Genomic DNA, 16046 nt, shown 5'->3' with positions numbered 1-16046 from the left:
CCTTCAAATTTGAGGCCGACATTACTGATCACTGGTTTATTAACCATGATTTTTACAGTAGAGTTTGTGGCATCAAAAGTAAACTCGCCAATACCCTCTGAATGGAATAAAGCCCAGGGTTGTCCAGCTAGTTCTGCTGTGAACTGGGCAACGGTTGCAGTGGTATTGATGCCACCACTCACGGGATTGGCAATAATCTCCAGCGCTGGATTCGTACCATCCTCAGCTACTATCCAGGTCCAGTCCGCACCATTGCCTCCGACTTCAAAATCAACAGGAGCATTTTGAGCAAAAATCGCTCCTCCCATTGACAATAGACAAGTCAGAAGTATTAAGATAATCGTTCTTGATTTCATAAATCCTCCAATTCGGTTAATTGATAAACTATAACTATCTTCAAAAATGATATTTGTTGCTTATGCATTCACGCCACTTCGATTCGATATAACCAGTGCGTCAGGTCTGTTTGAGCTGGTACTGCAATTGAATTTTATAACACTCCATAAACTTAGTCGGTGTTAGTAGTTTGCTCTAGTTAATAATTCTTTAAAAACATTCTACTTCTGATCCAATTCAATAACCTTTTCAAAATTGATATGCATAAAAAGCCAACCAGTATTCACCTGGAATACTGGTTGACCATACTTACAAGCTGATGTTATTTAATCAGCACCATCTTTTTAACACTACTCTGTTGTCCAACTGTGAGTGAGTAGATATAAGTTCCAGCAGCGAGATTACCAGCATTCAAGTTATATATATATTCACCTGACCCAGCCATTTCGTCTACCAGTTTTGCGACCTCTTGTCCATTGATATTGAACAACTTAAGGGCAACATGTCCTGATTCAACCAGACTATAACGTATGGTAGTAGAAGGATTGAATGGATTGGGGAAATTTTGTTCCAGTGCAAATTCCTGTGGAAGTAATTCAGCCACGTCATCAACACTTACGGGATTAGAATGGAAGTAAAGATTATCCCAATAAATAGTTCCATTTCCTTCGACCTTGAACTGAAATACATCAGCGAGATCCACGTTGGGATAAGTTGTCAGTGGAATATCCACACTTACCCATTGTTCGGATGCTAGTGCAAAGGTATGATAATCACTATCAACTGTAGGCGTCTGGCTGATCACAAAAAAGTTCAAAGCAGTTGAATTGTCTGTCCAGTAGTCGACATGCATGTAGTTCATTCCTGAAACATCCTGTGCAGTAAACTCAGTACCCTGATAGTTCAAACCAGCATACTTCAGTGTATTATTGCCCGCAATTGCTACTTCAGACACAACGGTTGCTTGTCCCCAGCCTGGATTCAGATTGACGCCATCAATGTTTGTATAAGTATCGCTAAAGATAGAAATAACGCCTGAAGCATTTTCGTTTGGAACAGGTGCTGCAACTTCTGGTGCACCGCCTGGTCCACCACCACCCTCGGAGAAGGTGATATTATCGAAGTAACAAATGTTCTCAGAAGTTCTTGTTTGAAAATCTGGGAATACAATGATCTGATCAATAATTCCTGTAATACCCATACCGATGCTACCAGAAAGATCAAAGGTTAGTTCTTCCCACTCATTGATCACTGTATTGGCGACTTTAACCTCAGGTTGGGCTTCACCATTGGACTCTGCGAATTTGATACCCACATCACTGATGACACTTTTGTACACCATCATTTTAACCGTACTATTTGTCGTACTAAAACTAAAGGTGCCAATGTCTCCACCGCCGTGGAGGGACTCTACGCCAGCCCAGGGGGCACCAGCTTGCAAGGCTGTAAATTTGGCAACTGTTGCTGAAGTATTAATCCCTGAGCTGAACGGATTGGCAATAATTTCTAAAGCTGGATTCGAATCATTCTCAAAAACTGTCCAGGTCCAATCTGCTCCATAACCATCAACTTCAAAATCGATGGGTGCATTCGGTCCTTCCTCGACAACTATTACCTCACCAAGAAAATAAAGATTGTCCAGATAGACATCACCATCTCCAACAAATTTCAGTTGGAAAATATCATTGAGTGCCAGACCAAGGTCTGAGAATGTGGTGAGGGGGATATCAACACTTACCCAGGCATCATTACTGACTGTGAAAGTGTAAGCTTGTTCCCCAGAGGCTACACTGATGAGGAAAACCTGAAGAGCATTCGAGTTAGCACTCCAGAAATCAACGTGAAGGTTTTCCATTCCAGTTAAATCCTGGGTACTGCCTAATTCGATTCCCTGATAATTCAAACCGCTATACAGCAGTGTATTGTTGCCCTCAATGGCAACTTCTGTAACTACTGTAGCCTGACCCCAACCAGGATAGAAGTTGGTTCCAGCGATATTCTCATAACTGTCACTAAAGACAGAGATGACATCATTTGCTGGTTCTGTAGGTACTGGAGCGTGGGCTGCTGGACCTGGAGGCAATTCTTGTCCTGAAAAGGTGATGTTATCGAAGTAACAGGTATTATCCGTCGCTCTACCAGCAAGATCAAAGTCAGGGAAGATCACAATCTGATCGTACCCATCCTGCATCTGGCTTGAGAAATCAAATGTGAGCTCTTCCCATTCATTTATGACAGTATTGGCTACTTTGATTTCGCCCATTGACCAGCCATCAGGCTTTACCAATTTGATGCCCACATCGCTGAGTACAGGCTTGTACACCATGATCTTAATGGTGCTATTGGAGACATTTATAGAGTATGTACCTATATCCGCTCCATGTTGCGATTCACAACCAGCCCAGGGTTGGCCTGTGGTGAGGGCCGTAAAAGAAGCCGCAGTGGCTGAAGTGTTGATTCCAGTTTGATCCGGGTTCGCTACCACACCAACAGGGGGGTTAGAATCATTCTCAAAAGGAGTCCAGGTCCAATCGGCACCATTGCCTTCTGTCTCAAAATCAATGGGAGCGACCTGGGCAAAGCCCACGCTGGCCATGGATATCAAGCATGCTAAAACGCTTGTTTGTATCATTTTATGTTTCATGTATTCTCCACGTTTATTTTCATTAACCTCAAATATCACTTGTAACCCAATGTTTGTTACGCCCCCATCCTGGAGATTAAAAAATCATCACCTTACATTGGATGCTCTTGATGTTTCTCGCGTTCTGCGAGATAATTGATAAAAGACTGTTTGGGGCTGCGATCTTCATAAAAGATGCCCCAATGTTTTTCCACTTCGTCAGGACCGGATTGATCACCGCCACCCTTCCAGGGTTCATCGAAAGCCTCAAAGAGGAATGTGGTGATCTTCCCGGTTTCAGCCCAATCCCAAAATTCTGTTATAAACTTTTCCTGAGCCTTTATGCCAACCTCACCTTTCATCAATGTGCCCTGTTCACCGGGACCCATTTTGGTGGGATTATAGGTGGTGGCCCACCCTGTTTCTGTGAGAGCAATATCCAGATCAGAATGCCTTGATTGGATGTCTCGGTAGATACTGTCTGTCCATGTCATGGCATGGTCCAATAGCTGACCATTCCAAAGGGCATAGGCATGTAGCGCTATGAAATCAACTTCATCAGCCACAGCCTTACTCTCTGGTTTATTCCAGAAATTATAATCGTCCGATGTGGTAACAGGCTGATTGGTAAATTGACGTACCGCCCGGATATACTGAATCAAAACATCCATATCCATGCGATGCCAGGACCAGTTGACCTGGGACTCATTTCCAACATTGATGGCAATTACTTCAGTGGGATACTGGTTGGCCAATGCAATGCCTTTGTTGACCTGTTCCAGGTTTTCTGCTCTGCGCTCTGGACGTTTTGTTTCGTTCTCAAGCCAGATACCCAGTAAAAGCCTGAAGGGCAGCTGATTCTCGTGAATCACCTTCAGAACACGTTCGGCAGCTTCATCTGCTCCATATACCCGTATAAGATTCCAGTGGGGAGACAGGATGTTGAGATCTTCAAGAATTTCAGCCTCTGTTGGCGTTTTCACACCTGGGGCTTGACCCTTGCGATAGCACCCGTAAGAAATCGCATTTCCTATCCATTCTTCACCGATATATGGCTTGAAAGGACGTTTGACAAATGGCGTTTCCTTCAGAAATGGGGTATGGTCAGCACCAACTTGAAGGGCGAGAGCAGCGACATTTGATTCAGGCTGGGAAACCTCAGACTCAGGTAGTGCTGAACGATGATGGCAGCCAATCAGAATTGCACTGAAAAGAAGAATGACTATGCCTTTGGGAAATTGAATTTTCATAATGCCAAACCTTAGCTCTTTGATTTGTCGTACTGGAAACCAAAGCCATATGGGAATCTAGGATTGTAGTCCAGGTCCCCAACATTCCAGTTCTCATTGTCATATTTTGGCCAGGAAACACTCAGTTTTCCCTGAATATCAAAATCACCAAACAGGACATCAGCTACACCCTGACCCTCTGATCCTGGTAGCCAGGCAACGACAAAGGCGGTGGATGCATCAAGTTCTTTTTCAACCACCAGGGGACGACCGCAAACCATGACAGTTACCACGGGAATGCCTCGCGCTCTAATTGTTTCAATAACTGCAATATCTTCGGGATGCATCTCGTGGAGATACAGATTCGTGGCATAGACTTCTGCCACTTCGGTATCGTCAATGGGTATTGGAGTGCTATTGGGAAAAGTGGTGTATTCTTGCAGCAATCCTGGGACCCGAACATCCCCTAGCATTTCTGCATAAGGTGTTTCTCCGATGACTACGATGGCGACATCATGGGCATCAGGATTGGCTTCGTCACCATCCAGATTTTCGCTTAAAACTGCTCCAGGAGCAAGTGCTTGAATGCCCTCCCAGATGGATTGACCACCAGGAATCTCGTCATTGCTGGTGGCGCCCTGCCAGTTAACGGTAAACCCACCACACTGGTGACCACGATTATTGGCATTTTTGCCAGCTACCAGAATCCGGGCATTTTTATCAAGGGGGAGGAATGCCTCTTCGTTTTTGAGCATAACCAGAGATTTACGCACTGCTTCTCGGGCAACTTCACGGTGTTCCCTGGAACCGAATATCTCGGTTCGTCTGGAAAGTTTGCGCTCTGCAGGTCTGGGTTTGTCAAATAAACCAAATTCGAATTTGACCCTGAGAATTCTTCTGACTGCGTCTTCCAGGCGTTTCCTGGGGACTCTACCAGCGAGAACAAGTGACTTGGCGTGTTCAATAAACTCCTGCCACTTTTCAGTGACCATAAACATATCCATTCCTGCATTCAGACCCAGCTCTACAGCCTTTCCGAAATCTTCAGCCAGACAATCAATTCCATCCCAATCTGAAACAATAAAACCTTGAAATCCTAATTCATCTTTCAGGACATCTGTGAGCAGGTAGCGGTGCTCATGACATTTGAGACCGTTCCAACTGTTCAAGGAAGCCATGACGGTGAGAACACCTGCTTCTATGGCAGCCTGATAGGGAGGAATATGTAGACGACGCAATTCAGCCTCATCGATTTGAGCATCCCCCTGGTCAATGCCATGGACCGTTGTTCCATCTCCTACAAAATGCTTTGCGCAGGCAATAACGTTTTCCTCTCCAAAATTTCCCTGGAGGCCAGCAATAAAACGGGGTGCATATTCAGATACGATTTTAGGATCTTCACTATAGCTTTCATAGGTGCGCCCCCAATGGTCGTTGCGTACAACAGCCAGGGTTGGAGCAAATGTCCACTCCACACCAGTCACTGCAATTTCCCGAGCAGTTGTTTTTGCGATTCGCTCCATGAGATCGGGATCTCTTGCAGCTCCAAGCCCTATATTATGCGGAAATACCACTGCACCAGTCACATTGGAGTTCCCATGGATGGCATCTACACCATAAACAATCGGAATAGCCAGGTGATCTTCATCTGCTTCCATGGAGGCAGCCCAATATTCATCATTCATGGCGATCCAATCCTCGGGAGCATTATCTCCAGGTACGGAACCTCCGCCACTGAGAACTGAACCGATATGGTATTTTTTTACCTGCGCTGGTGTCACGAACTGTCGCTCAGGCTGAACCAGTTGACCAACCATCTGGTCCAGATTCATTTTGGACATTAATTCCGTAATCTGTTTTTCATATCTATTCATGTACAACTCCCCGTCAAAGGATTGATCATTAAAATTATTTTAGTGTAATCTCGATACGTCGTATCTTTTTTGACCGGATCATCATGGCTGTGTCATGATCCAGCCTGCTTCCACTGATATGTTGAATATTCCCTGCATCATCATAGAGTGACCATTCCGCTGGTGAAACGCTTCCGGGACCATATGTATTCTGTCTGGTTGGGTTTATGTAGCTTATCAGAATATCACCGAGAAACATAAAACTGAAACTGTTCTCAGGGATAGCATGGGAGTGGATCTCACCATGGTGAGTCAAGTGTACAGTCTGCGCTTCGCTGGTAAACAACCAGGCCGGAAGAACTGGATTGACACTAAAGATCAACTCTTTATCATTCTTCATGGCGAAGGCGGTTGGTCCCACAGCCATCTCGATGAGGATATGGATGAATTCAGCAGTTGCACCACTCAATCGTGCCACAAAGCCTGTACCATGTAGGCCTGGGTTAGGATTGGCACTACTGACCAGAAAGGATGAGTTCTCAAGAATACTGCGTCCATAAACTTCAGGATCAAGAAAAGGGATAAAAACATTCCGGAAATCCTTAAAAAAAGCGTCGTAGAGACCGTTCCGAAGTAATTCCAGCATATACTTATATTCCATATGGAGCCAAATTGATTCGTTTTCAAACCATCCTGGTGAAAAGGTGCGTGCACGCCCGATCTCCATGGGCTGATCCGTAAGTGATTCATTAACTTTATACATTTTAAGCTTTTCATCGAAGAGACCACTTTTACGAATGTGTGTGGCGACTTGAAGGGCATGCTCTTGATCCGGTTGACAACGTAGATAATGGACTGGACCCTCAAGGAAGAGTGGAAGATGAATACATTCGAAGGCTTTTACGCGAAAACAGGAGAAGCCTTTGGCGTTTGTTTTGATGGTTTTTCGACCATCATCCGCAACCAGTTCAATAAGTTCAAAGTCTTTGGGTCGGTGGGTAAAATAGGTATAGGGAATAGTGCCATCACTGTTCCAGGCTCTGGCAACCCCCTCGTCAATCCTTGCCACACATGCAGTGAGGAAATCAGCAATCCAGCTCAGTTTAACTGGAGTTGCATTTCCACTGATCCCGTACAAGGTTTTTTCTCGATAATCTTCTTTGGCAGATGTTGCTGCATTCCAATACTCAAATGGCCTGGTAGCGCTTGGGAGCAGCTCAGAAATCTTCTGCATGAAGGTGTTCAACTCTGCAAATACTTCCACCTCCGTATCGAGCAATTTTGATTCCTTAAGGAAATCCAAAAGAAATGTCGCATGTCGCTTGATTTCCAGCGTTTCGCTGAGACTGGAACCCATGAGACCAGGGATGCCATTTAGCGCATCATACCAGTTCGGTTTGTCGGTTTCCATCTCAACACCTATTCCAGATGCATCGAGAGAAGCAATTTTATTTGTGATGATGCAGATCAACTTGATAAACAGGGAAGTTTCAACAACTTTTCCCAAACCGAAGTTGGTACGTACCAGATGTTGGTCATGCTCTCGAGAGGCGATGACAGCAGCTTTCTCTTCATCAAAGGAGACCGAATTCAACTGCATCTTTTTGTCCTCCCAGATGACATATTTATCATCCCGGGGAAGCACTTTGTAGGCTGTGTCATGAAAGGTGAATTTCTGGTAATCCATAAGGATGTATTTGAGATTTTCCGGATATATACTCAGGTAGTTTTCCAGCAGATCCATGTTGTATGTCCAATGATCAGACCAGTAACCTTCAGCAAAATCTGTATCATGAATTTTTTTACAACATGGCAGCAAATCTCCCAACAGACTATCGGCATTGTCTGGGAATTCTACGCCCAGAGACCCTAAAAAGGATAATAGTTCACCAGGAGTGACCTCATCTTCAAGATATACAAACACCTGCTCAGCTACTGATGGCTCGAGGTGTTGTCCCAGGACGTCTCTGCCCCTTGATACATCCTCAAGGCTATATTTAACTTCCTTAATCACAAGCGGGTTAAAGCCGTCCAACTGAATCAAATTCACAAAATGTTCAAGATTTCCAGATTGGACATCAGGATTAAAAAACAAATCGGAGCGGCGGTTTTGATTGATGTCCCTGAAGTTGCCATTCCCTTGAGAATAAAAGGAGGGAGTAATGCGATAATCATTGTAATCACGTTCGAGATCGCCATGTTTTCTAGAATAAAGATGGAGAACCGACTTTGAGTTTTTTCCTTCAAAAGTGTAGGGAAAACCTCCACGCAGCACATTATCCAGAAAATTTTGACGGACATACATGTCAAATACTGGTTCCCGACTCACAACGAGATTTTTCTGAGTCAACTCATCACTGATTCTGATGCTGTCCTGAGCCTTGTTGCTGAAATAATCCTTACTCATAATAGACGGGAGGAGCGCATTCAAGGCGTCTTGAGATTCAGCATGACCGATCACAGAACTCACTGTATAGGTTTCTCCGGCACCTAAGGTTTTGGAAAACATACCCATGGCAGAGGGATAGCGATTCTCGAAGGCCTGATGATCCAGAAGCTGGTCAAAAGGGGTGCTCAGGAAAGAATCTGGGTAGGAATAGTCGTTATGGGCTCCAAAGATTCTTTCGGGATCAACGATGGGAGTGAGTATTTGCATACCCTTCGCGCTGTTCTCAAATCCAACATAAAAATTTCCACGTTCAAGCACTTCCACATCGGGTGTGTCAGTTGGTTTGACCTTGGCTTTAAACAGAGGTGCTTTGTTATCGTAATTCTTTACCTCAACAAAAGCTTCCATCAAGCGTCGAATATTCTTGAGACCAAAATTGCCAATACCAAAGGGAATAATAAGCGGCAGACCATCAAGCCCTTCGAAAGCTACATCTGATTTGTTCAGGTTTGTGATATGCAAATTTCGGATGATCCCAGCAAAGCTTTCCTCCGGGATAGAATGATACTCAACGGTGAAACGCAGCCCCAGGGTCTTATTCTCTTCCTCCAATACCAGGTTGGAGGGGGATATCTTCATGCACTGGGTGCGGTCAATATTTTTATCCTGAATATGGTCCTGAAATGGTTCATAGAAGGTGACGCCAGAACTCTCAGGAAATTTTAGAAAGGTTCTAAAACCCTGTGTAGGTGCCAATTGATAGGCCCAGTTTGCAGGGAGGAATTCCATGATGGGATTCTCCTTGTCCTGGATGCCCATGCTGCAGATACCCTGTCCACGATTTACATAGAATATCCACATGGGGATGCCCATTTTTCCGGCTATTCCCGGGAAGAAACTGGAGAATGGCTTGGCAGCGTTGTAATTGCTGATGACGAAGTCACCATTCTTGTTTAACTGGTAGGTGGGTTTAGGAGATGAATTCAATTTATCACCTTTCATCAAAAATTTGTATTGGCCAAAACTTCTGGAGTGGCCAATAATAGTCTAAAGTTGGACCCTGACAGTTTGCACTGAGTTCTCAGCAATGCTCAGGTCTGCAAACTCGCCTGCAATCTGCAATTTGTATTGAATGGGTGCGGCTGTTGTGTTCAGCACCTGTACGCTCATCAAACCAGCTTTGTTGACGGTGGCACAAAAGTGGAGATCATCAGCACCTAAACCGTCTGTAGATGCTTGAGTCTGCAAGGCTTTATCACCAGGTCTGATGGTTCTACTGAATTGCGCCAGCACGGAAAAGATCGGTGTGTAATAGACATCCAAAGATTGAGTATCGATCATGATCGGAGCCCCGCAGAAGTTACCAACATGGTTGGGTCCTCCTTGCTGATCCAGGACGATATTCCAGTCAACCCAGCCAGTGGCCCAGTGGTCAAGACTTACAATAATATTGCGGGCATAGCGATGAACCGGTGTATACAGCGGATGATCTTTTCCCGCTTCACCTGCCCAAGGCACAGCATAGGCCCAGTCCGAAGCAGAGGGTGTCCACCAGAACTCATCATTCTTAAACCAGTCTTTCTCGGTACGTCCTTCAGGATCTGTGCAATCAGCGGGTGCAGGTTTACCTAGATCATCAATGCAGCCTTCTGTATGGACGATGGTGTAATCAGGAAACTTGGCATGGACTCGATCAAAGACTTCTTCATAAACTTTGATGGTGCTTTCATACCAGTGTACTGCCATGCCATAGATATATTTTTCTTTCACATCAGCGGGGTAGAGGACGTCTGACCATTCCTCAATGCCATCACGATTCTGATCAAAGATCAATAGCCGGGCATTCCCGAATCCAGCCTTACGTAGACCTGGTCCAAGATATTTCTGAACAAATTCACTCTGAGTTTCAGGGCTAAAGTTCATGCTTTCCCACTGACCATTATTGCCGTGGGGTTCATTCACAGGAGTAAGACCCCAGATGTTGACTCCTGCAGCCTTATAGGCCTCAAAATAACGAACCAGATAATCTGCGTAGGTGCTGACGTACTCGGGTTTTAATGAACCGCCGGTGCCCTGCCAATTATTCTCAGCAGTCATGGGCTGAAAATACATCTCAATGTCTTTCATCCAGGCCGGAGCTGTCCAGGCAGAGGCGATAATGCGAAGTTCAGAATCCTTTTGAGATTGTTTGATCTTTAGTGCTTCCTGAATCATGGGTAGGAGATCGTACTTGCTGTCCTTGATTCCTGGATAGTCTGCTGGAGCAAATCCCTCCAGATCCTCTTGAATGCTAAAGGATTTAAGCTCAGTATCTCCAGCTTGCTCAGCGTATGAATACTTGCCTTCCACAGAAAAATCACAGGCTCCGATATGGGTTCGAGTCAGAGAAAAATTGGCTCCTTCTTCACCATAGATATTTTGCATAACCTTCATACGATCCTGTGGTTCTAAATGCGCCAGAACAAAGGCTGAAGATTCAGTGAATGAGGTTCCAATACCATCAATGGTTTGCTTTACACTATCGGGGAAAACCTGAATAACAATACCTTCTGCTTGCCCCGCTTTGAATTGGACGTTTTCCTGCACTGCAAGTTTACTCCCGCTGGCAGAGGTATTCAGGATCTCAGAAGTAGATGCAAGTGACTTGGCCTGGGATTGTGGTGTGAGCTCGGGTTTGGGACCACAAGCCACAATCAGGAGGGTCATGAATAGGAGGGTAAAGCCCCCTAGTTTAATATTTCTGTTCATAATAATTAAATCACCCCTCTATTAATTTTCTGTAGAATCTGCCGCAGCAACTTTACCGCGTCTGGCTTCGAGTTGGGTTCGGATATCGTATGCTTTTACTTCTGTGAGCCCGTAAGTAGAAATAATCCACAATGCAATCAACGAGGTGACCAGAGGAATACCCACATCGAATACTCGGATCAGGAAGAGCGTGTTTTCTCCCTGAGCTGCTCCCAGAGCCACATCAAAACCGGAGACTTTAAGTAAAATTCCTGTCATCAGCCCTGCCAGAGCCATACCCACTTTGACCATCCACCAGTAAATGGCTCCAAAAACGCCTTCCCGACGTTGATGGGTCTCGAGCTCGTCATAGTCACACACATCAGAAATCATTGATCCCATTAATGTGAATAATGAACCTGTACCAAAGGCCACGAAAGGTGCTGCGTAAAGGAGCCAGTATGGATAGTCAGGATTGTATCCCACCCATTTGATGGCATAGCCCAGGATGGATAGTGAGATCGTAATGAGAAAGGTTTTACGCTTCCCAATCTTGGTTGCGATCCACCCGGTCAATGGAATGACACCCAGGGTAGCAATGGAGGTAAGCATCCCAAACCACCCCATGAGTTTTCCAGCATCCCCATCATTTCCACCGAAGAGATAGTAGATCATGACATATATGGAGAAAGACATACCGAGTTGAAAACCATTGAAAACCAGAAAAGTTGCGCCGCACAATTTCACAAAGGGCTTGCACTTGAAAGTGGTCACAATTCCCTTGAAGAATTCGCTCATGTTTTCAGCGATGCTCTTGCTTGCATTTTTTACAGGTTCCAGAGTTTGCCTCTCTTTTAAGAAGATGGCGGGAATTATTCCAAAGACTGCGACGATGATACCAACAGCGATCGCCAGCGTACGGGCACCATGTACGGTGTCTCTGAAGAGTGTGCTGGACATGATGGCGTAGAACCAGGGGACACCCAGCCAGGCCAGCTGACCCACTGTGTTGGCAAAGGCATGGAGACGTGTCCGTTCATGATAATCAGGTGTCATTTCATAACCGAAAGCCACAAAAGGTGTGGCGAAAACCGTATAGGCCAGGAAGAAGAGAATGGACATGGCCATGAAGTACCAGAAGTAGGTGACAAAGAATTTTTCGCTCTTTCTCAACTTGAGTGAATGAACGGTGGCAGTTCCAGTCCCAACCAATCCAGCGAGATGAATAGAAATATTATCCAGAGCTTGGATATCAAGGGTTTCATTACCAGCCTGATCTCCCATGGAGGTACTCCTGACTAGATCAGCTAATTTGAACTTGTAGAGATTACCCTTTTTGCCTTCAGACATCTCCCCGGTAAGCTCAATAAAGTAGGACTCGCCTGCCATACCATTTGCAGAAGCGGCTTCATTGAAGACGACCTGAAATGACTCGAACTCAGGGATATCAACATTGATTTCAACCTGAGGGAAACCGTCAAGATTTGTGGCCAGACTTGAACCGGCTTCAGCAGCAAGTGACTTTGGTCCGTAAAAAGCAAAGTTGGCCTGGGCCATGGTTTCATCTGAGTAATCGAGGATCACACCACCGGCATCATTAAAGACGGCATCTGATTCGCTATGAGCAATGGTTTGGTGTTGTTTGATGGGAGTCTTGTCAAGAATGTCGATGTAGCCAGAGGGTAACTGCCACATGAGGGCAAAAATGATTCCGGCTAAAATGGCACCGGCGAAGATGAAGGGACGACGTCTGCCCCAACGAGTTCGAGTATTGTCTGAGATGTAACCCAGCAAGGGATCAGAGACCGCGTCAAAAATGCGAGGAATGGCACCAATGAGACCTACCCACAAGACATCCATACCGAGACCCAGGTTGAGGATAACTACCATGGCAGGCAGTGCAGCAGCCTGGAGATTGTTTACCAGCATACCCACTGCATATGCCGATTTCTGTTTTAACGAAATTCGATCTTCTGGTGCAGTTTTGTAGTGTGTTTTTGCACTCATGTGCGAGACTCCTTCATTGCTCATTTCTTAAAGAGAATATATTTGATATATCTGAAAGGATCATTTCAACATCCCTAATAATTTTCAACAAACTAAAGGTTCGATTCTGGTATGGGCTCAAGATCATTTCTATAAAAACCTGGTTCCGCAAATACACCTTCCAGAGCCAATGTCGCTGCTCCAATACTTTCTGCTTTATGTCCAAGTTCGCTGGTTCGAATGTCCGTAATAGGAACAGATCCTACAATTGAACACGCCTTAATTTTTTCCTGAACGGGATCCAATAAACGGCTTTGCAGTTCCTTCATTGCTCCACCGAGAATAACACGTCCTGGATTCATCATATTGATCCAGCCCGTGATAGCAGTACTCAAGTATTCAGAAGTTTCCTGATAAAGTTGAAGGGCTAACTCATCCTTATTATGGGCAGCCAGTTCAATTTCCTCAAGATTTAATGTCCCTTTTGCCAAGGGGCTTTCAGGATATTTGTCCGCGAGTTCAGCGACACGGGCAAACATGGCTTTTCCACCCACGTGGGTTGTGAGACAACCCTTAAGACCACACTCACACACCACATCGCTTGCTCCAATTGGCATGTGTCCCATTTCTCCTGCGATTCCAGTAGAACCTCGGTAGATTTCTCCATTGAGCACGAATCCAGCACCTATTCCATAACCTATCTTGACATAGGTCAGGTCTTCAAATCCACGACCGGCACCCCAGCGATATTCTGCAAGGGCACCAAGGTTGGCATCATTGTCTACATAGACTGGGACACCATAATGACTGTGAAGGATATCCAACTCATTTTTCCCGCGCCAGGCAGGTATCACGACTTCAGAAATCCATTCGGGGTGATCTGGATCCACAGGACTGGGGAGTGCGATACCAATGCTCAGGAGACGCTTGTTCCCATCCACAACTTGATTGAGACAGGTATCACAAAGCTGGAAGACCAGACTACGGGTACCCTCAGGGTCAGACCGCACAGAATAGCTGCGTTTTTCGAATGCCAGAACTTGACCACCCAGGTTCATCAGCGCAGCGGATACATGAGTAGCTCCGATGTCAATCCCCAGGATCACCTTATGGTCATTTTGAAATTCAAGTACGATGGGTTTTCGACCACCGCTGGAGACACCGGAGCCAACCTCTTTGACATAGCCTGTGAGAAGGAGGTCTCTGATTACTTCAGTGACTGTAGATCTTGAAAGGCCAATTTGTCTGGCAATCTCTGCCCGGGAGATTTGGTGTTCGTGCCGAATCAAATGGAGCACTGAATCTGCCAGAGGTCTGGCTTCCCAACGGTCGACCTTGCGGTAGCCAAAGAAGTCAGGCTGTATATATCCTACACCAGATGTAGGATCTTGATTTTTTACCCCTGTCGTCATGGCGTAATCATTTCATCGGCTTTTTCGCTTTCTGATGACAACGTGTCCATCAGGCTGCTGGTAATGCTTGCGAAATGCGATTGAATATCTTCCAGACTTAATTCAGGGGAGAGGGGATTCAGCTGATGCACTTGTTGCAGAACATAATAAGCTTTACGAGGCAAAAGCTTGTACATGCCCTCAGTTTCAGCGGCTTCTTTGCCGCAGACGCCAAACCATTCTTCGTTCATGTTATTATTACCATGAACAAAATCTTCGAAGTAACCACCATTGGCCCACGAGGCATGGATATCATGAATGTCCAGATTATCATCAGGTCCTGACTTCCACCATCCATCACTGAATTGGAATGTGCATCCGCCAATGGCATTTCCAATGGTACCGTGACCTCTGGAGTTACTATAAATCTCACCCCAATTTTCCAGAAGATACCTGGCTTGTGAGGTCTGGTCCTCACGCATTTCCGTGGCATGATAAGCGTCAGCACCAAATTCAGTAAACAACAGAGGTACGCCTAGTTTATCATTTACGACCTGGAAGAGGTCACCAAATGAAGCGCCTCGATAACTGTTTGTTCCAAAAATGTCTAAATTTTTAATTTCCTGGGCGATAAGATCTATAAATTGATCATCTCCATTGGCTATGGCTACCGGTCGGCGATTGTCGCGTATATGAATAATTCTGATGGCTTCATTAAAAAGTGAATACAGGTCGCGAGCCTGCTGCAGGTGATTAGCCTGGGCTTCAGGCATATCCTGTGTTTCAGAAGATTCCCAGATTAAACCATAGTTATTCTCATTGCCCAATAGCCACATGAGTACACCGGGCACATAGCGAAATTGTTCTATCATTGATATGACATCTGCCAGAACTTGATCTCGTGTTGCTGGATCGCCATAATTCACATTGGCAATCCATTTACCATCGATCTCCATTCCATAGCGCGCAAAAGGATGATTCAAGATGGTGAAAATATCGTAGGTCTCGTAGATATACTTGACCCAGCGAGGTGGAACGCCTACATATTGGCGAATAGTGTTAACACCCATGGCTTTCATGGCGGACATCTCATCGTCAAGGACTTTGAGAATAAATTCCTCGGGTTGGTCCCACAGGATATAGCTGTAATTGGTTCCAATGGGGTAATAGTCCCAGTTCATCCCGTTGATGAAATAATCAGTGCCATCTACAGTTAGCTTATGACCCGTGCTATCTGAAATGACTTTGACAGAAGCGACATGACCGCTTGTACAATCGGAGACGGAGAATGCAATCATAACAATGAGACTGATGGCAAGTCCCCTGGCTAAGGGACGAATCAGTTTGTTATTCTCTGAATGCATGGAAAACTCCTTATATCAACAAATCATTCAATGCAAAATATACTTTGTTCGATTACCGTACAAAGTATTTGTCGTAAGGGAGGTAAGTCAAGAGAAAAGGTAAATGTTACCTATAAATCTTTAATGTTACGATCTAGTGGTTCCGGAA

Annotated in this window: 9 protein-coding genes; all 9 read right to left on the bottom strand. The window is 45.2% G+C overall.

The annotated features are described in order from the left end of the window. A partial coding sequence (locus ISR87_06445) for a hypothetical protein (protein MBL7025081.1) occupies positions 1 to 356 on the bottom strand: 356 nt, incomplete at its 3' end. A 302-nt stretch (positions 357 to 658) separates the two neighbouring features. Continuing rightward, positions 659 to 2980, bottom strand: a complete 2322-nt coding sequence (locus ISR87_06440; GenBank protein ID MBL7025080.1) for a T9SS type A sorting domain-containing protein — start codon at positions 2978 to 2980, stop codon at positions 659 to 661. Positions 2981 to 3072: 92 nt separating this feature from the next. Continuing rightward, entirely contained in the window at positions 3073 to 4209 is a 1137-nt protein-coding gene (locus ISR87_06435) for a glycosyl hydrolase family 17 (GenBank protein ID MBL7025079.1), read from the bottom strand. 11 nt (positions 4210 to 4220) lie between these two features. Beyond that, a complete protein-coding gene (locus tag ISR87_06430; GenBank protein ID MBL7025078.1) occupies positions 4221 to 6062 on the bottom strand; it encodes a glycoside hydrolase family 3 protein in 1842 nt (613 codons plus the stop codon). Positions 6063 to 6096: 34 nt separating this feature from the next. Further along, positions 6097 to 9417 carry a hypothetical protein gene (locus ISR87_06425; GenBank protein ID MBL7025077.1) on the bottom strand — a complete coding sequence of 1107 codons (3321 nt, stop codon included), beginning with the start codon at positions 9415 to 9417 and terminating at the stop codon, positions 6097 to 6099. Positions 9418 to 9477: 60 nt separating this feature from the next. Further along, positions 9478 to 11178 (bottom strand): glycosyl hydrolase, encoded by a 1701-nt coding sequence (locus tag ISR87_06420; protein ID MBL7025076.1) that lies wholly within the window; start codon positions 11176 to 11178, stop codon positions 9478 to 9480. Between the two features lie 21 nt (positions 11179 to 11199). After that, positions 11200 to 13164, bottom strand: coding sequence for an MFS transporter (locus ISR87_06415; protein MBL7025075.1), 1965 nt, complete (start codon positions 13162 to 13164; stop codon positions 11200 to 11202). A gap of 92 nt (positions 13165 to 13256) precedes the next feature. Continuing rightward, positions 13257 to 14555, bottom strand: coding sequence for an ROK family transcriptional regulator (locus ISR87_06410; protein MBL7025074.1), 1299 nt, complete (start codon positions 14553 to 14555; stop codon positions 13257 to 13259). Further along, positions 14552 to 15898 (bottom strand): hypothetical protein, encoded by a 1347-nt coding sequence (locus tag ISR87_06405; protein ID MBL7025073.1) that lies wholly within the window; start codon positions 15896 to 15898, stop codon positions 14552 to 14554. Before ISR87_06405 ends, ISR87_06410 begins: the two co-directional genes overlap by 4 nt. Positions 15899 to 16046: the final 148 nt, after the last annotated feature.

The sequence above is a fragment of the Candidatus Neomarinimicrobiota bacterium genome, from assembly GCA_016784545.1.
GTDB lineage: Bacteria > Fidelibacterota > UBA8477 > UBA8477 > JABMPR01 > JABMPR01.
This window is presented reverse-complemented; position numbering and strand designations above follow the sequence as displayed.

Bases quoted from the DNA above. Each gene is read 5' to 3' on its own strand.
- ISR87_06410 (MBL7025074.1), bottom strand. From the start codon at position 14,555: ATGACGACAGGGGTAAAAAATCAAGATCCTACATCTGGTGTAGGATAT.
- ISR87_06440 (MBL7025080.1), bottom strand. From the start codon at position 2,980: ATGAAACATAAAATGATACAAACAAGCGTTTTAGCATGCTTGATATCC.
- ISR87_06435 (MBL7025079.1), bottom strand. From the start codon at position 4,209: ATGAAAATTCAATTTCCCAAAGGCATAGTCATTCTTCTTTTCAGTGCA.
- ISR87_06405 (MBL7025073.1), bottom strand. From the start codon at position 15,898: ATGCATTCAGAGAATAACAAACTGATTCGTCCCTTAGCCAGGGGACTT.
- ISR87_06415 (MBL7025075.1), bottom strand. From the start codon at position 13,164: ATGAGTGCAAAAACACACTACAAAACTGCACCAGAAGATCGAATTTCG.
- ISR87_06420 (MBL7025076.1), bottom strand. From the start codon at position 11,178: ATGAACAGAAATATTAAACTAGGGGGCTTTACCCTCCTATTCATGACC.
- ISR87_06430 (MBL7025078.1), bottom strand. From the start codon at position 6,062: ATGAATAGATATGAAAAACAGATTACGGAATTAATGTCCAAAATGAAT.